This is a genomic window from Paraburkholderia sp. RL18-101-BIB-B (assembly GCF_046026985.1).
In the GTDB taxonomy this organism is placed as follows: Bacteria; Pseudomonadota; Gammaproteobacteria; order Burkholderiales; family Burkholderiaceae; genus Paraburkholderia.
The window spans coordinates 185266-204712 of the sequence record NZ_JARESV010000008.1 but is presented as its reverse complement, the minus strand read 5'-3'; the positions used below and the strand labels follow the sequence as shown (position 1 = coordinate 204712).

The following is a 19447-nucleotide window of genomic DNA, read 5'->3' as shown; positions in this document are numbered from 1 at the left end:
ATTTTTCCCTGGATGCGTACGCGCGTTGATTCAGCTTGTATTTAACTGCGACATCGTGGTCACGAATGTGTGTCCGGAGGATGTCAAGCGTACTACTTTAGCCGAATTGTGTTGTATTTTTTTGGCAGCTTGCAAGTTTGTGTATTTCAACTTAGCCTTCGCAGATCGAAGCGCTGAGTCTATTTCGAACATCAAATGTTCGAAAAGGAATTGAAATGTCCGGTTCCGAGCATTTCGCGGCGTTTTTGGCGATTTGATTGACCCGTGCCGCCGCCATAATGGCTCTTGGGGTTTGCCGTCCGGGCGATTGGCCGGTGATGTTTCGCGCTGCGGGATGACTCCACGCTTCGTCATCCTGACAATGGCATTGCAGTGTGCGGCGCGATGAGAACATGCAGCGTACGCCCGGGTATCGCCGCGCTCGCCTTAGCGCGATACTACGCACGGGCTCGCGCGTGGAGACAGCATGAGGCCGCGCTGCCTCATGATGGCCGAGGCAGCGGTGATGGCCGGGAACGTGTCGAGAGCATAGTCAACCCGCTCTATCTGAAAGGTAACGAGACGTGGGAAACGGGATTAATCGCACCTTATCCGCAGACTGGCCTTATCCGCGACTGGCCGCGCATCGCTGTGGCGGCACGCTGGCGCCGGAAAACACGCTAGCCGGTTTCGACGCCTGCGTGCGCTATGGGTACCGCATGGTCGAATTCGACGCCAAGCTATCCGCCGACAACCAACTCTTCCTGCTGCACGACGACACACTCGAGCGCACCACCAACGGCCACGGCGCCGCCGCCGAACACACATGGCAGCAACTGGCAACGCTCGACGCCGGCGCTTGGTACGGACCGCAGTTCGCCGGCACGCGTTTGCCGACGCTCGCCGAGGCGGCCGAGCGTTGCGCGCGCGACGGCGTTGCCGCCAACATCGAAATCAAACCGTGTCCGGGCCGCGACGAGATCACCGGCACTTTGGTGGCAAGCGGCGCGCTGACGTTATGGCAAGGCCAGACGCCGCCGTTGCTGTCGTCGTTTTCGTTCGAGGCGCTGGCCGCGGCGCGCGACGCGGCGCCGTCGGTGCAACGCGGCATGCTGTTCGACGAGGTGCCTGACGACTGGCTGCGCATCGTGCGTGAACTGGACTGCGTGTCCTTTCACGCGAACCAACGCTATCTCACGGAGCGGCTGGTTGCGGAGATTCACTGCGCCGGCCTGCGCGTGCTCGCCTACACGGTCAACGACACGGCGCGCGCGCAACTGCTCGCGCAATGGGGCGTCGACATGATTTGTACAGATCGCATCGATACACTGCGACCCGACATGTTCTCGGCGCCGGCCAACCCGGCCTGAACATGGCGTGGGCGCGCAAGTGCAGGAGTGCACGACGCGCCCCGAAGCTCGAATTAGAAATTTTCCAAACGTAGCAATTTCGGCAGAGGATGGGGAAAGACTATGAACCGCACCGCGTTAGCTCGCATACTTTCGATGTCGGCCGTTGCGGGTGTCACCGCCGCCGGCGTCAGCAGCAGCGCTTCGGCCGCGCCGCTCGACGCACTGATCGCCGCCGCCAAGCAGGAAGGCCAACTCACCGTGATCGCGCTGCCGCACGACTGGTGCAATTACGGTGAACTGGTGGCCGGCTTTCAGAAGAAGTACGGCATCAAGATCAACGAATTGAATCCGGACGCGGGTTCGGGCGATGAAATCGAAGCCATCAAGGCGAACAAGGGCAACAAGGGTCCACAGGCGCCCGACGTGATCGACGTGGGTCTGTCGTTCGGTCCGTCGGCGAAGGCGGAAGGTCTGCTGCAGCCGTACAAGGTCGCCACGTGGAACTCGATTCCGAAAGAGTCGAAGGATGCCGACGGCTATTGGTATGGCGATTACTACGGCGTGCTCGCGTTCGAAGTCAACGCCGACATGATCGACAAGGCGCCGTCGGACTGGAGCGACCTGCTCAAGCCGGACTATAAGAACGCTGTCTCGCTGGCCGGCGACCCGCGCTCGGCCAACCAGGCGATTCAAGCCGTGTACGCCGCCGGTCTGTCGCAAAGCAAGGGCGATGCGAGTAAAGCCGGACAGGCCGGCCTCACGTATTTCGCCAACCTGAACAAGAGCGGCAACTTCGTGCCGGTGATCGGCAAGGCCGCATCGCTCGCGCAAGGTACTACGCCGATCATCGTGCGTTGGGACTACAACGCGCTGGCCGACCGCGACACGCTGAAGGGCAATCCGAAGGTGGAAGTGGTGGTACCGAAAACGGGCGTGGTCGCCGGCGTGTATGTTCAGGCGATCAGCGCCTACGCCCCGCATCCGAACGCAGCCAAGCTGTGGATGGAGTATCTGTACTCCGACGAAGGCCAGATCGGCTGGCTGAAGGGTTACTGCCATCCGATGCGCTACAACGAACTGGTGAGCGGCAAGAAAGTGCCGCAAGCGCTGCTCGACAAGCTGCCGCCGCCGTCGGCTTACAAGAACGTGGTGTTCCCGACGCTCTCGCAACAGGACGCGTACAAGGACACCATCACGAAGCACTGGGACGAAGCGGTTGGCGCGAACGTCAAGTAAGCGGCATAGCGTGAGTCGCGGCGGCAACGCAGCACGCGCGCCGCGACGCCGAACCGAAGCCTGAAGTTTTGTCGCCCCGGCGCGCCGCCGCTCGTGATGAGCGCTGCGCGCCGGGTGCGTTTGCCAGATTGCCCCAAGGGTGAGCTATGAGCGCTTCATCGGATGCTGGATCGGTGCAGCCGGAATTGCTGGTTCCGCCTGTGCCCACCCCAACGCCTCGCGTCAACGGTCCAAGCCGCGCGTCGTCGTTGCTCGCCTGGATCGGCGTGGTGCCGTTTTTCACGTTCGCGCTGCTGTTCCTGATTCTGCCGACCGGCTTTCTGATGGTCGGCGCGTTCCAGGATTCGCAAGGCCATTTCACGCTCGCCAATTTCCGCGACCTGCTCCAGCCGACCGTGATGGATGCGTACTGGATCAGCTTCAAGGTGAGCGCCGCCTCCTCGATCGGCGGCGCGGTGATCGGCTCGCTGCTCGCATGGGCGGCGGTGCAGGGCAAATTGCCCGGGTGGATTCGTCCGACCTTGATGACGTTTTCGGGCGTCGCGTCGAACTTTGCCGGCGTGCCGCTCGCGTTCGCTTTCATCTGCACGTTGGGGCGGGTCGGGCTCGTCACTGTGCTGTTGAAGAAATACCTCGGCTTCAATCTGTACTCGACCGGCTTCAGCATCCTGAGCTTTTCCGGTCTGACGCTGACCTATCTGTATTTCCAGATTCCGTTGATGGTGCTGATCGTCACGCCCGCGCTCGACGGCCTGAAGCGCGAATGGCGCGAGGCCTGCGATTGCCTCGGCGGCACCGCATATCAATACTGGCGCTACGTCGCGCTGCCGGTGCTGTGGCCGAGCGTGCTCGGCGCCGCGCTGCTGCTGTTCGCCAATTCGTTCGGCGCGGTCGCCACGGCCTATGCGCTGACCGGCAGTTCGCTGAACATCGTGACGATCCTGTTGTACGCGCAGATTCGCGGCGACGTGATGCACAACCAGAATCTCGGCTATGCACTCGCGCTCGGCATGGTGCTTGTCACGGGCCTTTCGAATGGCGGCTACATCTGGCTGCGCTCGCGCGCTGAAAGGGGACGTCGATGAAAAGCCAATCGCGTGTGGGTGCGTGGACCGCGATGATCGTCGGTTCGCTGTACTTTCTCATTCCGTTGATCGCGACATTCGAGTTCAGCCTGCGCATGAAGCGCGGCACCTATAGCTTCGAAGCGTACAGCGTCGTGCTCGGCGATCCGCGCTTTCAGGCCTCGTTCGGCTACTCGATTCTGATGGCGCTGCTGACGATCGTCGTCGGCGTGTTGCTGGTTGTGCCGACCGCGTACTGGGTGCAGTTGCGCTTGCCAAAGCTGCGGCCGCTGGTCGAATTCATCACGCTGTTGCCGCTGGTGGTGCCGGCGATTGTGATCGTGTTCGGTTATCTGCGCATCTATAACAGCAGTTCGATTCTGCCGCTCACGGGCAACGAGCGCGCCACCGATCTGCTGCTGGTGTTCGGCTATGTGACGCTCTCGCTGCCGTACATGTACCGCGCCGTCGATGCCGGGCTGCGTGCGGTCGACGTGCGCTCGCTCACCGAAGCGGCAGAGTGTCTCGGCGCGAACTGGCCGACCATTCTCTTCAAGGTGATCTTCCCGAACATCCGCTCGGGCATTCTGTCCGGCGCGTTTCTCACCTTTGCGGTGGTGATCGGCGAGTTCACGCTGGCGAGCCTGCTCGACCGTCCCGCGTTCGGTCCGTACCTGCAATTGATTGGTGCGAACCGCGCGTACGAGCCGTCGGCGCTCGCGATCATCGCGTTCGTGATCACGTGGGCATCGATGGGATTGATTCAGGTATTCGGCTCGGCCCGCGCGATGAGCGGCCAGAAAGTGTGACCAATGAGTTTGACGGACTGAGGCGGCGAATCATGGCATTTCTTGAGATCGAAAATCTGCATAAGTCCTTCGGGGCGAACATTGCGCTGCATCACTTCGACATGCAGATCGAACGCGGCGAATTCATTACTTTCCTCGGACCGTCCGGCTGCGGCAAGACGACGGTGCTGCGCATGATCGCCGGCTTCGAAACGCCGACGCGCGGCATCATCCGGCTCGACAACAAGGACGTCACGCACCTTCGCACGCGGCAACGCAAGGTCGGCATGGTGTTCCAGTCGTATGCGCTGTTTCCGAACATGACGGTGGCCGAGAACATCGGCTTCGGACTGAAGATCACGCATCGGCCGCAGGCGGAGATCAGTCAGCGCGTGGAGGAGATGCTGCAACTGATCAAGCTGCCGCATCTCGGCGGGCGTTATCCGTGGCAATTGTCCGGCGGCCAGCAGCAGCGCGTGGCGCTCGCGCGCGCGCTCGCCGGCAAGCCGCAGGTGTTGCTGCTCGACGAACCGCTCTCCGCACTCGACGCCAAGATCCGCATCTCGTTGCGCCAGGACATTCGCGCGTTGCAACGCGAACTGGGCATCACGTCGATTTTTGTCACGCACGATCAGGAAGAGGCGCTGTCGATTTCCGACCGCATCGTCGTGATGAACGAGGGCCGCGTCGAACAGATCGGCACGCCCTCGGAGATCTACAACTTTCCACGCACACGCTTCGTTGCGTCGTTCGTCGGCACGCTGAATATCCTGGCCGGACATGTGGTCGATCCGGCGACCGGCAAGATGATCGTGGACGGCCAGGAGCTGACCACCACGCAGGAGTTGCCGTCGAACGATGCGGGCAAGAAACGCCTGCTCGCGCTGCGGCCCGAAGCTATCGTGCTGGAGCCGGCCGCGCCTGGCCGCAACACGTTGAACGCCACCGTCGAGGAAGTGAATTTCCTCGGCGCCGTAGTGCGCATCCGAACCCGCGTGAAAGACGCCGTGATTTCGCTCGACATATTCAACGACCCGAATCGCGGTTTGCCCGAACGCGGGCAGCCGGTGTCGCTCGGTTTCTCGCACGAGAATCTGCTGGTGCTGGAAGAGGGCAGCGTTTAAACGATACGAGTCAGGCGGCGCTTGCGTCCGGCAGTGCACGCCGTAGAAAGCCCTACGGGTTATCCCGAGGCTGCCGCCACAATGGATTCCGGATTCCCCGACAGCCCTTGTCCGGATTTCCGGAATCCCGGACGGCACATAGGATGAAGCGCCAGAAAACCCATAAGAATCAAGGCGCCGAGCCCGGCATCAAGCTGGCATCGACCTTGCGAAATAGAAGCCGCGGCCGCAACGGTCCGACAACTAAAGCAAGGAGACAACGATGTCCGATTTCCCTTCCCGGTATTTCTGAATTCGTCGTCTTGTCGCGGCCTAATGCCGTGCACAGGCGTGACGACTATTCGTTCGCATGATGCGCAGCGTGGCAGGCCATTGAGCTCATCCACATCGCAGGAACCATCGTGAAGAAACCTATCCACAAAGTGCTGTACGTCCAGGTGATCGTGGCGATCATCATCGGCATCGCGCTCGGGCATTTCTACCCGAATTTAGCCGTCGACATGAAGCCGCTCGGCGACGGCTTCATCAAGCTGATCAAGATGGTGATCGGGCCGATCATCTTCTGCACGGTGGTGACGGGCATCGCCGGCATGGAAGACATGAAGAAGGTCGGGCGCGTCGGTGGCAAGGCGCTGCTGTACTTCGAAATCGTCTCGACCTTCGCGCTGGTGCTCGGCCTGATCGCCACGCACGTGTTGAAGCCGGGCGTCGGCTTCAACATCGACCCGGCGACTCTCGACGGCAAGTCGGTCGCGTCGTACGCCGCCAAGGCGCACGGCCAGACCACGGTCGACTTCCTGATGCACATCATTCCGGACACGCTCTCGTCGGCATTCGCGCAGGGTGAAATCCTGCAGATTCTGCTGATCGCGCTGCTGTTCGGTGCGGTGCTCGCGACGGCCGGCGAGAAGGGCAAGGTCGTGACGAACTTCATCGACGGGCTCTCGCATATCCTGTTCGGCATTGTGCGGATCATCACGAAGCTGGCGCCGATCGGCGCGTTCGGCGCGATGGCCTTCACGATCGGCAAGTACGGTATCGGCTCGCTGCTGCCGATGCTGAAACTGATCGGCACGTTCTATCTGACCTCGATCGTGTTCGTGGTGGTGGTGCTTGGCATCATCGCGCGTGCGGTGGGCTTCAACATCCTGCGCTTCGTGGCGTACATCAAGGAAGAGATGCTGATCGTGCTCGGCACGAGCTCGTCCGAAGCCGCGCTGCCGCAACTGATGCTGAAGCTCGAAAAGCTCGGCTGCTCGCGTTCGGTGGTGGGCCTCGTGGTGCCGACCGGTTATTCGTTCAACCTCGACGGCACCAACATCTACATGACGATGGCCGTGCTGTTCATCGCGCAAGCCACCAACACCGACCTCACGTGGACGCAGCAGCTCACGCTGCTGGCGGTGACGATGCTGACCTCGAAGGGCGCGAGCGGGGTGACCGGCGCGGGCTTCATCACGCTGGCCGCGACGCTGGCCGTGGTGCCGACCATTCCGCTGTCGGGCATGGTGCTGATTCTCGGTATCGACCGCTTCATGAGCGAATGCCGCGCGCTGACGAACATCGTTGGCAACGGCGTGGCGACCGTGGTGGTGTCGGCGTGGGAAAAGGAACTGGACCGCAACAAGCTGAACGCCGCCTTGCGTGGCGACGTGACGGTCAAAGAGCCGGCCGGCGTTTAAGCCGCGCATCGGCAACGTCTTGTAACGCAACCCTCCCGGCCGCGGACACCAGCGTATGAATCCGGTGCCCGCCGGCCAGACTCCCGCGCCGTCGGCCGACGAGGCTAGCGCCGACGACGCGTCGCCTTATGCCACAATAAACGATCCTCATCGATCGGATATTGCCAACGTGACGCGACGCCTGCTGATCCTCTTCGCGCTCGTCGCCGGGCTCGTGGTGGCGTGCGGGCTCACGTACAGCATCGCGTGGCAAAGCGGCATCGACCATTTGCGGCGCAACGCCTCGGTACGGGTCGACCGTACGACCAGCGCGCTGAAGAGCACGCTCGAACGCTACGAATCGCTGCCTTATCTGCTGGCCGAACATCCCATCGTGCAGGACGTGCTGGTTAGTCCCACTCCGGCCAATGTCGCGCGCGCCAATGTTTATCTTGAAGACCTGAACCGCCACGCGCGCGCCACGGTCACCTACATCATTCCGCTCGACGGCTTTTGCGTCGCGGCGAGCAACTGGCGCGGGCCGGGCAGCTTCGTCGGCGCGGGCTATCAATTCCGGCCGTATTTTCTCGATGCGGTCAAAGGCAGCGTGGGGCGCTTCTTCGGCATCGGCACGATCTCGCAGGCGCCGGGCTACTACATCTCGCAGCCGGTGCGGCGCGAGGGCAAGATCGTCGGCGTGGCGGTCGTCAAACTCGACCTCGAATGGTTTCAGGGCGCGGATGCGTCCGAGCCGCTCGTCGTGACCGACGACCACGGCGTGATCTTTCTGTCGTCGGTACCGGCGTGGAAATACCATACGATCCGGCCGCTGTCGGGGCCCATCGCCGATTCGATCTACCAGGCGCGTCAATACGCGCAGCAGCCGATCGCGGCGCTGCCGGTGTCGATCGAACGCACGCTCGAAGGCAACGCGCAGATCGTGCGCATTGGCGGCGGCCGCTACGCTCCGCGTTATCTGGCATCGCGGCGCGGCATGGGCGAGCCGGACTGGCATCTGATCACCCTGTCGCCCGTCGATCCGGTCGACGCCGACGCGCGCAAGGCGACCATCGTGACCGCCTTCGGCTACGTGTCGCTGGTGTTGCTCGCGTTCTACTGGAGAATGCGCCGGGCGCGCGTGCGCGAGGTGATGCGCAGCCGCGCGCTTCTGCAAAAAGCCTACGCTGAACTGAACCGGCGAGTGGCCGAGCGCACCGCGGATCTTTCTCAGGCGAATGAACAGTTGCAGAAGGAAGTGGCCGAACGCACGCGCGCCGAGCAGGAGTTGCGCGCCGCGCACGACGAGCTCATCCAGGCGAGCAAGCTCGCCGCGCTCGGTCAGATGGCCGCCGGTATCACGCACGAACTGAATCAGCCGCTCGCCGCGTTGCGCGGTTTCTCGGACAACACGCGTGTGCTGCTCGAGCGCGGCGACCAGGCGTCGGCGCGCGAAAATCTCGAAGCGATCGCCGCGCTCACGGAGCGCATGGGCAAGATCACCAATCAGTTGAAACTGTTCGTCGGACGCGCGCGGCCACGCAGTGCGCGCGCGCCGATCGTGCGGGCGTTGCGCAATGTCGTCGCGCTGTTGCAAAAGCGCTTGCAGGGCGTCGAGGTCGAATTTGCTTTGCTCGATGCGGACAGCGGCATGCGCACGCCGCTGAATCTCGCCGACGATCATCCCGAACTGATCGCGCATTGCGACGATCTGCGGCTCGAACAGGTGTTGATCAACCTGCTCGGCAACGCGCTCGATGCAACCGCCGACGTGCACCCGCCGCGCATTTCGATCGAGATCGAAGTCGCCGATGCGAATCTGTCGTTCGCCGTGAGCGATAACGGCCCCGGCATTCCCGACGATGTCCTGCCGCATCTGTTCGAACCGTTCTTCACCACCAAGGAAATGGGCCACGGGCTGGGGCTCGGCCTCGCGATCTCGTCGTCGATCGCGCGCGATTGCGGCGGCACGCTGGTGGCGCGCAACGCGCAGGACGGCGGTGCATTATTCGTGTTGACGCTGCGCCGTGCGCGCGTGCAGACGAACCACACATCGGACCCGCTGACCACGGGCTCCTGAATCACACGGAAGACGCCATGCTGAACCACGGCCTGCAAGTGCTGTATATCGAAGACGACGAACTGGTGCGGCGCGCCAGCGTGCAGAGTTTGCAACTGGCGGGTTTCGACGTGATCGGCCATGCCTCGGTGGAGTCCGCGGCGAAGACGATCAGCGCGGACTTCTCCGGCGTGATCGTCAGCGACATTCGCCTGCCGGGCGCAAGCGGCCTCGATCTGCTCGCGCAATGCCACGAGCGCGCGCCCGACGTGCCGGTGATTCTGGTGACGGGCCATGGCGATATTTCAATGGCCGTTCAGGCGATGCGCGACGGCGCGTACGACTTCATCGAAAAGCCTTTCGCGTCCGAACGTCTGATCGAAACCGTGCGGCGCGCGTTGGAGCGTCGCAAGCTGGTGCTGGAGAACCTCGCGCTGCGCCGTGAGTTGGCGGAACAGAACTCGGTGGCGCCGCGCATCATCGGCAGGAGTCCGGCCATCGAACAGGTGCGGCGGCTGATCGCCAATGTCGCGCCGACCGACGCCTCGGTGCTGATCAACGGCGACACGGGCGCGGGCAAGGAATTGATCGCGCGCAGCCTGCATGAACTGTCTCCGCGCCGTGACAAACCGTTTATCGCGGTGAACTGCGGCGCGTTGCCGGAGCCTATGTTCGAGTCGGAAATGTTCGGCTACGAGCCGGGCGCTTTCACCGGCGCGGCGAAACGCCGCATCGGCAAGCTCGAACATGCGTCGGGCGGCACGCTGTTTCTGGATGAAATCGAGAGCATGCCGCTCGCCTTGCAGGTCAAGCTGCTGCGCGTGCTGCAGGACGGCGTGCTGGAGCGGCTCGGCTCGAATCAGCCGATTCGCGTGAATTGCCGCGTGGTCGCCGCCGCCAAGGGCGACATGGCCGAGCATGTCGCGGACGGCTCGTTCCGGCGCGATCTGTTGTACCGGCTGAACGTGGTGACGATCGCGCTGCCGCCATTGGGCGAGCGTCGCGAGGATATCGTGCCGCTCTTCGAACACTTCCTGCTGGACGCGGCCGTGCGTTATCAACGCCCCGCGCCGATTCTCACCGATCGTCAGCGCGCGAGCCTGATGCAGCGCGACTGGCCGGGCAACGTGCGGGAGTTGCGCAACGCCGCCGACCGCTTTGTGCTCGGCATCGCCGACGATCCGGTCATGTCTTTCGGCGACGACGGTGCGGACACGCAGCCCTTGAAGGAGCGCGTCGAACAATTCGAGCGGGCGGTGATCGCGGAGGCGTTGGAGCAGACCGGCGGCGTGGTCGCGGTCGCGGCAGACAAGCTGCAACTCGGCAAGGCGACGCTCTATGAAAAGATCAAGCGATATGGCCTCGCGGCCAAAGGGGAAGGGGAACGGTGAGGATATGAAAACGCCGGCCTTGAGATGCGAGGCCGGCGTTTTTTTTGAATCAACTGAATCCCGTCAAGCCGCTTTGAGCGCCTTTTCCAGCAACTGGTCGAGTTCCGCGAATTGCGGTTCGCCGACATAGCGCTTCAGAATCTTGCCGTCCTTGTCGATGAGGAACGTGGTCGGCGTGAGCTGGACGTTGCCGAACTGCTTGGCGGCCGAGCCGTCGTCCATTGCCACCTTGAACGGCAACTGGCGAGTTTGCGTGTAGTTGGCCACGTACATCGGCGCGTCGTAGTTCATGGCCACGGCGACGAATTCGAGACCTTGCCCCTTGAAGCGGTTATAGGTCTGGACCATCTGCGGCATTTCCTTCATGCAGGTATCGCAGCTCGTCGCCCAGAAGTTGACGAGGTAGACCTTGCCTTTCAGGTCGGCGGTCGAGACTTTCTGGCCGGACAGCAACGTGAAGGTCGCATCAGGCACGCGCTGCTGGCCGGCAAACGCGAAATAACCGGCGATGGCGATCGCAACGGCCACGGCGGCGATGATGATGTAGCGAAGCGGACTCGCGCGCCGGGCGGCGGTGGACGGGGTGGAGCTCATGAACGGAACCTCGAGAGTCGCGCGGAACGCGCGGGACAGTGCGTCGGTTTGGGCTTACGGCCCGTGCTGAACAGCGTCGCTATTGTAGCCCCATTCCGGCGGCGCGGCAGGACGTCGGCCGGGAGCGGATAATAGGGTTTTACGTTCTCGTCAGTCCGATCTTCTGTCCCCATGTTCCGAACTGTTTTTCGCGTCAGTCGCGTTGGCCGCGTCAGTCACTTCCTCGCTCGAATTCCGTCCCGTCCTACTTCTGCCAGCCGCTCGACGGAGCGCTCTCCGCGTTGTGTGGCGGCCGACTCCACGTCTCGGCTGTCGAGCGCGCGTGCAATCCTCGGCACGCTGGCTTGCACGGTCGTTTTGGGTGCCGCGCTGAGCGCCTGCTCGCCGACCTTCGACTGGCGGACCATCATGAATAACGACAACGGTTATACCGTCGACTTGCCCGCCAAGCCGGGCAACGATCAGCGGGCTGTGCAGATCAACGGCACGCCGATGCAGATGGCGATGCAGACGGCCGAAGCTGGCGACGCCGTCTTCGCGGTCGGCACCGTGATGCTGCCCAACGACGACGCGGCCACGCAACGCGCCGCACTCGATTTCCTGCGCAACGGCCTGGCCCGCAACGTGGGCGCCGCGCCCGAAGCGCGTGCCGTGCAGATCCCGCTGGCGGCCGGCGGCCAGGTGCTTGGCCTGGAAATGAAGCTGAGCGGCGAGGCGGGTTCGCAACACGAAGCGCGCACCGTCTACGCACGACTCGTCGCGCGCGGCCGGCACGTCTATCAGGCGGCGATCATTGCATCCAAGCCGATGCAACAGGAACAGATCGACCAATTTTTTTCGTCCTTCCAACTGTATTGAGAGCGGTATTTTAGTCCGATTCGGCGCGTGATGGGGCTCAACTGAGGCGCTGCGCACAGTGAAAGTTCCTTCGCAGCATCGCGCGCTAATTCCCGGTTTACGTTGAAGTTTTCCTGTTACTCACCGCGCCTGTGGATAACTCTGTTGAGAACTCGGGCAAATTGGCCGGAGATGCCCATTCTATGGGCACTCTGTCAGATTCGCCTCGCACAAGGTCGTTAAAAAAAGTCAATTAAATCAATGCTTTTTGGATGCTGCCCGCGACGTACCTTTCAGTTGTTTCAAAATCTATCTGGAACGTGCGCGTGTGCATAAGTCAAGTCTTGACAGCAGATTTTTCACCTCATAGGGAGCCAAAAGCCCGGCGATATTGGATCGCTTCGCCGATCTGCGCGGCGCTCGGCATGGTCGCGCCGGCGAGGTCGGCGATGGTGCGCGCCACCTTCAGAACCCGGTAGTACGCACGCGCTGACCAGCCGAAGCGCTCGCCTGCTTCGCGCAGCAAGGCTTCGCCCGCCGAGTCGGGGCGGCAGACCTCGTCCACTTCTCGTCCTCCCAGTTCGCGATTGGTTTTGCCCTGACGGCTCAATTGCCGCTCGCGGGCGCGGCTGACGCGTGCCGCAATGGCCGCGCTTGTCTCGCCGGCCGCCGTTGAACGGGCGGACAGTTCCGCCGGCGTGAGCGCTGGTATCTCAAGTTGGATGTCGATCCGGTCGAGCAGCGGCCCGGAAAGCTTGCGCAAATAGCGCGCAGCGATCTCGGGTGTGCAGCGGCAGCGGCCGTTGGGATCGCCGCGCCAGCCGCATGGGCACGGATTCATGGCGGCGATTAACTGGCAGGCTGCCGGAAAATCCGCTTGCAAGGCGGCGCGTGAGATCGTGATGCGCCCGGCTTCAAGCGGCTCACGCAGCGTTTCGAGGACTTGGCGATCGAATTCAGGAAGTTCGTCGAGAAAGAGCACGCCCAAATGCGCCAGCGTGATTTCACCGGCCTGCGGCGGATTGCGCCCGCCGACCAGCGCCGCGGCGCTCGACGAATGATGCGGGGCGCGAAACGGCCGTCGACGCCATTGCGAGGGCGTGAAACCGGCCCGGCTGGCGGACAGCAACGCAGCGGAGGCGAGCGCTTCGTCGTCGGTCATGGGCGGCAGCAGGCCCGGCAGGCGGGCGGCGAGCATCGACTTGCCCGCGCCCGGCGGCCCGACCAGCAAGACATGATGGCCGCCGGCCGCGGCGACTTCAAGCGCCCGGCGCGCGCCGCGTTGCCCGATGACATCACCCATGTCCGGGACGACGGCGGCTGGGCTTTCGGCGAGGTCCGGCACGGCGACTGGATAGAGCCGCGCGTCCGGCGCTCCCGCGAGATGAGCGCACAACGAAGGCAGATCGGTCGCGCCGTAGACATCGACGCCGGGTACGAGCGCCGCTTCCGCCGCGCTTGCAGCGGGCAGATAGAGCTGAGGCGTGGAATGAGCGGGCGACTCGCATGCGGCAAGCGAGCTCTCAATCTCGCCGGACTGCGCCGCACCGTCGCCTTGAGCCACGGCGCTGCGCGCCGTTCCGCACGCCATGGCGAAAGCGCCGCGCATCGGCCTGAGCGCGCCGGTCAACGACAGTTCGCCCGCGAATTCACGATGCAGCAAGGACTCGGCGGGAATCTGGCCGCTCGCGGCGAGGATGCCCAACGCGATTGGCAGATCGAAGCGGCCGGATTCCTTGGGCAGATCGGCGGGCGCTAGATTCACGGTGATGCGTCGGACGGGGAAGTCGAAATTGCAGTTCTGCAGCGCCGCGCGCACGCGCTCGCGGCTTTCGCGCACTTCCAGATCAGGCAGGCCGACGATCGAAAAAGAGGGTAATCCGTTCGCGAGGTGGACCTCGACGGTTACTTCGGGCGCGCGGCCAGAGGCCGGCGCGCGACTGCGCACCACGGCAAGCGACATGTTTTCTCCCGTCGGACGGCGCGCCGAGGGCGCGCGCAAGTCCCCTAAAACGCTGATGACGTCACGGCTCGCTTGCCTGTGATGTGCAGCACTGCGCGGCGACTCCGCCGCGAGCAAAGCGTTACGGCGTTTGCGTGACCGGCAGCTTCTGTTCGAGCTCGGCGACGCGGCGTTCCAGCTCTTCCAGGCGAGCGCGCGTGCGCACCAGCACCTGGGTCTGGGTATCGAATTCCTCACGCGTGACCAGATCGAGCTTCGAGAAACCCTGCGACAGCATGGCTTTGACGTTGCGTTCGACATCTTTGGCCGGCGAGTTCTTGAACAGCTCGCTCATGCGGGCCTGAAAGTCGTTAAAAACATCGTTCGGTTGTTTCATGGTGTTCCCCTAGGTGCACAAAAACTGTGCATGTTTCGTTACGCCTGTGCTTTGTGACGGCAAATGGGCGGTGTTGGTGCATGGCCCGTTGCGTGCCGCTGCCGCATGAGCCCCTTTGGTGCGCGCCCGTGCGTTCAAAACCTTCGAACACTCTAGCAACGATCCATACGCCGCGCCAGCGTGCCCCCGCCAACGTTGGCCGTCCGGCCAGGGCGGCTTGCGCCCCTTTTGCGACGGCCACGGTGCGGAGTCTGACACAACATGGCATGCGAGTTGCTGTTACTGCCCCGCGCGCACTGCCGGCGCCTTTTTACCGGCAGCGGAACGAGACCACGCGAACGTGTTACGGGAACGCACGAGAGTTACGCAACGAAAGTCAGGCAACACGGGTTACGCAAACGGGTTACGCAACTAAGCGAGGGATTTCATGAAACTCATTACCGCAATCATCAAGCCGTTCAAGCTCGATGAGGCGCGCGAAGCCTTGTCGGCCATCGGCGTCTCGGGCATCACGGTGACGGAAGTCAAAGGCTTCGGTCGCCAGAAGGGCCATACGGAGCTGTATCGCGGCGCTGAATACGTCGTCGATTTTCTGCCGAAGGTGAAGATCGAGGCCGCTGTCTCGGACGACATCGTCGACCAGGCGATCGAGGCGCTCGAACGCGCGGCACGCACCGGCAAGATCGGCGACGGCAAGATCTTCGTCACGCCGATCGAACAAGTGATTCGGATCCGTACCGGGGAGACCGGCGCGGACGCTCTGTAATACCAAAAGATAGCGACACAGATAGCGACAAGAGGAAACGAAAGATGCGCAAATTAATGATGTCCTTGCTGATGGCCGGTTCGCTGCTCGCGGGCGGTATCGGCGCCGCCCTCGCGGACGACGCTTCCGCCCCCGCAGCCGCCTCGGCCGCTGCTTCCGATACGACGGCGAGCGCGCCGGCGCCGGACGCTTCGGCAGCACCTGCTGCCGCCGCGGCTTCGGCACCGGCCGCTGACGCGTCCGCCGCACCGGCTGCCAGCGCGGCTGCCGCCGCACCCGCAGCATCGGACGCTGCGCCGGCTGCCCCGACCGCGCCGTTCTCGGTCGATTCGTCGAAGATCAATTCGGGCGACACCGCCTGGATGCTGACCTCCACCGCGCTCGTGCTGTTCATGACGATTCCGGGTCTGGCGCTGTTTTACGGCGGCATGGTCCGCAAGAAGAGCGTGCTCGCGATCCTGATGCAAAGCTTCGCGATCACCTGCCTCGTGTCGATCATCTGGGTCGTGGTGGGCTACAGCCTCGCCTTCACGCCTGGCGGATCGTTCATTGGCGGCTTCTCGCGCTTCTTCATGTCGGGCATGAACTACATCAAGGGCGACAAGGCCACGACACTGACCGTCAGCCACCTCGCGCCGACGATCCCGGAAACGGTCTACGTCGTCTATCAGATGACGTTCGCGATCATTACCCCGGCGCTGATCACGGGCGCGTTCGCCGACCGTATGAAGTTCTCGGCCATGCTGGTGTTCATGACGCTGTGGTCGATCATCGTCTACTCGCCGATCGCGCACATGGTCTGGGAACCGACCGGCTGGCTGGCTAGCGCGGGCATCCTCGACTTCGCAGGCGGCACGGTGGTGCACATCAACGCCGGTATCGCGGCGCTGGTCTGCGCTCTGGTGCTCGGCAAGCGTGTCGGCTACGGCAAGGAAGCGATGGCGCCGCACAACCTGACGCTCACGCTGATCGGTGGCGCCATGCTGTGGGTAGGCTGGTTCGGCTTCAACGCGGGTTCGGCAGTGGCGGCTGACGGCCGTGCCGGTTTCGCGATGTTCGCCACGCAAGTGGCAACGGCGGCAGCAGCACTCGCATGGATGTTCGCCGAATGGGCAGCCAAGGGTAAGCCGTCGGTGCTCGGTATCGTGTCGGGCGCAGTGGCGGGTCTCGTGGCGATCACGCCGGCTTCGGGCTTCGTCGGTATGGCGGGTTCGCTGGTGATCGGTATCGTGGCAGGCGTGGTCTGCTTCTGGTCGGCAACCTGGCTTAAGCACAAGCTCGGTTACGACGACTCGCTCGACGCGTTCGGCGTGCACTGCATCGGCGGTATCGTGGGTGCGCTGCTGACCGGTGTGTTCGCGGTGAAGGACATCGGCGGCGCGGACGGCAGCGTGATCCTGCAAGCCAAGGGCGTGCTGACGACGCTGATCTACAGCGGTGTGGTGAGCTACATCCTGCTGAAGGTGATCGACATGGTGATGGGCCTGCGTGTAACCGAAGAACAGGAACGCGAAGGTCTGGACGTGACGCTGCACGGCGAACACGTCGAATAAGCAACGCACCGCGAGCCCGCGCTCCCGGGCTCGTTGGATCACGAATAAGCGCAGCGATTTTGGCCCGCCTTCATGGCGGGCTTTTTTCTTGCGGGCTATCTTGTAAACGGTAGTTTTCCCCGCCTATCATGGCGATAGCGAGAATGCATTCGCGTCCGCTTGCGAATGGAGAAACCGTCCCCAAATGGACAAAGCATTTGCTCTACAATCTTTTTTCTCCAGTCTGCGAGTGATCAATGGTTCCGCACCTAGTTACGGCGTTAAACGGCCCGCTGCTCGATCTTGAGCGGAAGATCCTCGACGCTACCCCCGCCATCGAACGCTGGTTCCGGCTCGAATGGCAGGAGCACACGCCGCCGTTCTACTGTTCCGTCGATCTGCGCAACGCGGGCTTCAAGCTCGCGCCGGTCGACACCAATCTGTTTCCCGGCGCATTCAACAATCTGCCGCAGGAAGTGTTGCCGCTCGCCGTGCAGGCCGCGATGGCATCGATCGAGAAGATCTGCCCGGACGCCAAGAACCTGCTGGTGATTCCCGAACGCCACACGCGCAATGCGTTTTATCTCGAGAATGTCGCCCGTCTGGCCGCGATCATGCGCCAGGCCGGCTTGAACGTGCGTTTCGGCACGCTCGACGAAACCATCAACGGGCCGGTCACGATCGCCCTCTCCGACGGCCAGAAGCTCGTGCTCGAACCGCTCGAGCGCTCGCAGCGGCGCCTCGGCCTGAAGAATTTCGACCCGTGCTCGATTCTGCTGAATAACGATCTGTCGGGCGGCATTCCGCCCGTGCTCGAAAATCTGCACGAGCAGTATCTGCTGCCGCCGCTGCATGCGGGCTGGGCCGTGCGCCGTAAATCGACGCATTTTTCCTGCTACGACGACGTCGCGAAAAAGTTCGCGAAGATGGTCGAGATCGATCCGTGGATGATCAATCCGTACTTCGCGCACGTGGAAGGCGTCGACTTCCAGGAACGCACCGGCGAGGAAGCGCTGACGGACGCGATCGACGGGGTGCTGAAGAAGATCGCCAAGAAGTATCGCGAGTACGGCATCTCCGAAAAACCGTATGTCGTCATCAAGTCGGATGCGGGCACGTACGGCATGGGTGTGATGACCGTGCACGACGCGTCGGAAGTCGCCGCGCTTACCAAGCGCGAACGCGCCAAGATGGCCGCGACCAAAGATGGCCTCGAAGTGCATGACGTGATCGTGCAGGAAGGCGTGTACACCTTCGAGCGCATCGGGGAAGAAGTGGCCGAGCCGGTCGTGTACATGATCGACCGCTATGTCGTGGGCGGCTTCTATCGCGTGCACGGCAGCCGCGAGCGCGATCAGAATCTGAACGCGCCGGGCATGCACTTCGTGCCGCTCGGCTTCGAGCATACGGCGCTGCCCGACGCGCACGCCAAGCCCGGCGCGGCGCCGCCGAACCGCTTCTATATGTACGGCGTGGTGGCGCGGCTCGGACTGCTGGCCGCATCGGTGGAACTGGAAAAGACCGATCCGGAAGCGATTCAGGTCTAAGCCACCTTGGGTGGTCGATGGCGGCATGCGTGCCGCCATCGCCATTTTCAACGACTATATTTACGATCAATGCCAAGCCCGTCAGGGCGCACCGGGACCTTCATGGACATTCTTTTCATCGCCGATCCGCTCACGCAATTCAAGATCTACAAAGACTCGACCTACGCGATGATGGCCGAAGCGGCGCGCCGCGGTCACGTGGTGTACACGTGCGAGCCGAAGCATCTGGCGTGGACGGGGGGCGACGTCGAGGCGAACGTGCAGCGCTTTGCGATTGTCGGCGACGTCACCGATCTGCATCGCGAAGTCTGGTACGACGCCGAACCGGCCGCGCCGCGCACGCTCAAAAGCTTCAGCGCCGTGGTGATGCGCAAAGACCCGCCGTTCGACATGGAATACGTCACGTCGACGTGGCTGCTCGAAATGGCCGAACGCGGCGGCGCGCGCATCTTCAACAAACCGCAGGCGATTCGCGATCACTCGGAAAAGCTCGCGATCGGCGAGTTCGCGGAGTTCGTCGCGCCCACGCTGGTTACGCGCGACGCAACCCGCTTGCGCGCCTTCCATGAGGAGCACGGCGACGTGATCCTGAAGCCGCTCGACGGCATGGGCGGCATGGGCGTGTTTCGCGTGAAGGCCGACGGCATGAACCTCGGTTCGATCATCGAAATGCTGAGTCATGATGGCGCGCGTTCGGTGATGGCGCAAAAATTCATCCCCGAGATCAAGGAGGGCGACAAGCGCATCCTGCTGATCGGTGGCGAAGCCGTGCCGTATTCGCTCGCGCGTATTCCTCAGGGCAATGAAGTGCGCGGCAATCTCGCGGCCGGTGGCCTCGGCGTGGCGCGTCCGCTGACCGAGCATGACCGCAAGATCGCCGATACGCTGGCGCCGGTGCTGGCCGCGCGCGGTTTGGTGCTGGTGGGGCTGGACGCGATCGGCGACTGGCTGACCGAAGTGAACGTGACCAGCCCGACGTGTTTCCGCGAGATCATGGATCAAACCGGCTTCGACGTCGCCGCCATGTTCATCGACGCCTTGGAGCGCGCGGCGGCTTGATGGCGCGGCCGATTGGCGGCACTTGAATGCCCGCCATGTCCCCCAAACTGTGTAGTAAATCCGCATCACGCAGCACGCCCGATTTGGCGCGAAAATGAGCCTGATACAATGCCCGCTCCTCC

At 63.0% G+C, this 19447-nt stretch carries 16 protein-coding genes; 13 read left to right on the top strand and 3 right to left on the bottom strand.

The genetic code is table 11. The features are described 5' to 3' along the window. Positions 1-563 precede the first annotated feature (563 nt). The 8 genes from ugpQ to P0D73_RS15290 all read left to right on the top strand — a co-directional run bounded on the left by ugpQ (position 564) and on the right by P0D73_RS15290 (position 10651). Positions 564-1349, top strand: coding sequence for a glycerophosphodiester phosphodiesterase (gene ugpQ, locus P0D73_RS15325; protein WP_408284123.1), 786 nt, complete (start codon positions 564-566; stop codon positions 1347-1349). A 102-nt stretch (positions 1350-1451) separates the two neighbouring features. Then, on the top strand, positions 1452-2567 hold the full coding sequence (locus tag P0D73_RS15320; protein ID WP_132376217.1) for an ABC transporter substrate-binding protein: 1116 nt from the start codon (positions 1452-1454) through the stop codon (positions 2565-2567). A gap of 146 nt (positions 2568-2713) precedes the next feature. Continuing rightward, positions 2714-3652 (top strand): ABC transporter permease, encoded by a 939-nt coding sequence (locus P0D73_RS15315; protein WP_132376216.1) that lies wholly within the window; start codon positions 2714-2716, stop codon positions 3650-3652. Beyond that, entirely contained in the window at positions 3649-4440 is a 792-nt protein-coding gene (locus P0D73_RS15310) for an ABC transporter permease (protein ID WP_095417604.1), read from the top strand. Before P0D73_RS15315 ends, P0D73_RS15310 begins: the two co-directional genes overlap by 4 nt. A gap of 32 nt (positions 4441-4472) precedes the next feature. Then, positions 4473-5543, top strand: coding sequence for an ABC transporter ATP-binding protein (locus P0D73_RS15305; RefSeq protein ID WP_408181180.1), 1071 nt, complete (start codon positions 4473-4475; stop codon positions 5541-5543). Positions 5544-5944: 401 nt separating this feature from the next. Next, on the top strand, positions 5945-7225 hold the full coding sequence (locus tag P0D73_RS15300; protein WP_132376214.1) for a dicarboxylate/amino acid:cation symporter: 1281 nt from the start codon (positions 5945-5947) through the stop codon (positions 7223-7225). Positions 7226-7280: 55 nt separating this feature from the next. Further along, the gene (locus tag P0D73_RS15295) at positions 7281-9281 is read left to right on the top strand and encodes a sensor histidine kinase (RefSeq protein ID WP_408284127.1); all 2001 of its coding nucleotides are present in this window, start codon (positions 7281-7283) and stop codon (positions 9279-9281) included. Positions 9282-9298: 17 nt separating this feature from the next. Further along, positions 9299-10651 (top strand): sigma-54-dependent transcriptional regulator, encoded by a 1353-nt coding sequence (locus P0D73_RS15290; protein ID WP_408181182.1) that lies wholly within the window; start codon positions 9299-9301, stop codon positions 10649-10651. Positions 10652-10714: 63 nt separating this feature from the next. On the opposite strand, the gene P0D73_RS15285 is transcribed toward P0D73_RS15290, so the two are convergent. Next, positions 10715-11245, bottom strand: coding sequence for a TlpA disulfide reductase family protein (locus P0D73_RS15285; RefSeq protein WP_132376212.1), 531 nt, complete (start codon positions 11243-11245; stop codon positions 10715-10717). A 171-nt stretch (positions 11246-11416) separates the two neighbouring features. Here P0D73_RS15285 and P0D73_RS15280 point away from each other — a divergent pair, with 171 nt between their 5' ends. After that, entirely contained in the window at positions 11417-12103 is a 687-nt protein-coding gene (locus tag P0D73_RS15280; RefSeq protein WP_408431816.1) for a hypothetical protein, read from the top strand. A 343-nt stretch (positions 12104-12446) separates the two neighbouring features. Here P0D73_RS15280 and P0D73_RS15275 read toward each other — a convergent pair whose 3' ends face one another. Further along, complete coding sequence (locus P0D73_RS15275; RefSeq protein ID WP_408431814.1) at positions 12447-14045, bottom strand: YifB family Mg chelatase-like AAA ATPase; 1599 nt, start codon at positions 14043-14045, stop codon at positions 12447-12449. A gap of 121 nt (positions 14046-14166) precedes the next feature. Beyond that, positions 14167-14421 carry an accessory factor UbiK family protein gene (locus P0D73_RS15270; RefSeq protein ID WP_012431591.1) on the bottom strand — a complete coding sequence of 85 codons (255 nt, stop codon included), beginning with the start codon at positions 14419-14421 and terminating at the stop codon, positions 14167-14169. Between the two features lie 427 nt (positions 14422-14848). Here P0D73_RS15270 and P0D73_RS15265 point away from each other — a divergent pair, with 427 nt between their 5' ends. The 4 genes from P0D73_RS15265 to gshB all read left to right on the top strand — a co-directional run bounded on the left by P0D73_RS15265 (position 14849) and on the right by gshB (position 19325). Further along, positions 14849-15187 carry a P-II family nitrogen regulator gene (locus P0D73_RS15265; RefSeq protein WP_006048089.1) on the top strand — a complete coding sequence of 113 codons (339 nt, stop codon included), beginning with the start codon at positions 14849-14851 and terminating at the stop codon, positions 15185-15187. Between the two features lie 44 nt (positions 15188-15231). Then, positions 15232-16740 carry an ammonium transporter gene (locus tag P0D73_RS15260; protein ID WP_408178249.1) on the top strand — a complete coding sequence of 503 codons (1509 nt, stop codon included), beginning with the start codon at positions 15232-15234 and terminating at the stop codon, positions 16738-16740. 236 nt (positions 16741-16976) lie between these two features. After that, positions 16977-18266: a glutamate--cysteine ligase gene (gshA, locus tag P0D73_RS15255; protein WP_012431593.1), complete on the top strand. Its 1290-nt coding sequence runs from the start codon at positions 16977-16979 to the stop codon at positions 18264-18266. Positions 18267-18368: 102 nt separating this feature from the next. Further along, entirely contained in the window at positions 18369-19325 is a 957-nt protein-coding gene (gene gshB, locus P0D73_RS15250; RefSeq protein ID WP_132376167.1) for a glutathione synthase, read from the top strand. Positions 19326-19447 lie beyond the last annotated feature (122 nt).

What these genes read in the sequence shown, in the direction of transcription:
- gshB (WP_132376167.1), top strand. Translation starts at nt 18,369, where the DNA reads ATGGACATTCTTTTCATCGCCGATCCGCTCACGCAATTCAAGATCTAC.
- P0D73_RS15270 (WP_012431591.1), bottom strand. Translation starts at nt 14,421, where the DNA reads ATGAAACAACCGAACGATGTTTTTAACGACTTTCAGGCCCGCATGAGC.
- P0D73_RS15320 (WP_132376217.1), top strand. Translation starts at nt 1,452, where the DNA reads ATGAACCGCACCGCGTTAGCTCGCATACTTTCGATGTCGGCCGTTGCG.
- P0D73_RS15280 (WP_408431816.1), top strand. Translation starts at nt 11,417, where the DNA reads ATGTTCCGAACTGTTTTTCGCGTCAGTCGCGTTGGCCGCGTCAGTCAC.
- P0D73_RS15315 (WP_132376216.1), top strand. Translation starts at nt 2,714, where the DNA reads ATGAGCGCTTCATCGGATGCTGGATCGGTGCAGCCGGAATTGCTGGTT.
- P0D73_RS15285 (WP_132376212.1), bottom strand. Translation starts at nt 11,245, where the DNA reads ATGAGCTCCACCCCGTCCACCGCCGCCCGGCGCGCGAGTCCGCTTCGC.
- P0D73_RS15275 (WP_408431814.1), bottom strand. Translation starts at nt 14,045, where the DNA reads ATGTCGCTTGCCGTGGTGCGCAGTCGCGCGCCGGCCTCTGGCCGCGCG.
- P0D73_RS15260 (WP_408178249.1), top strand. Translation starts at nt 15,232, where the DNA reads ATGCGCAAATTAATGATGTCCTTGCTGATGGCCGGTTCGCTGCTCGCG.
- P0D73_RS15290 (WP_408181182.1), top strand. Translation starts at nt 9,299, where the DNA reads ATGCTGAACCACGGCCTGCAAGTGCTGTATATCGAAGACGACGAACTG.
- gshA (WP_012431593.1), top strand. Translation starts at nt 16,977, where the DNA reads ATGGTTCCGCACCTAGTTACGGCGTTAAACGGCCCGCTGCTCGATCTT.
- P0D73_RS15265 (WP_006048089.1), top strand. Translation starts at nt 14,849, where the DNA reads ATGAAACTCATTACCGCAATCATCAAGCCGTTCAAGCTCGATGAGGCG.
- P0D73_RS15310 (WP_095417604.1), top strand. Translation starts at nt 3,649, where the DNA reads ATGAAAAGCCAATCGCGTGTGGGTGCGTGGACCGCGATGATCGTCGGT.
- P0D73_RS15305 (WP_408181180.1), top strand. Translation starts at nt 4,473, where the DNA reads ATGGCATTTCTTGAGATCGAAAATCTGCATAAGTCCTTCGGGGCGAAC.
- P0D73_RS15295 (WP_408284127.1), top strand. Translation starts at nt 7,281, where the DNA reads ATGAATCCGGTGCCCGCCGGCCAGACTCCCGCGCCGTCGGCCGACGAG.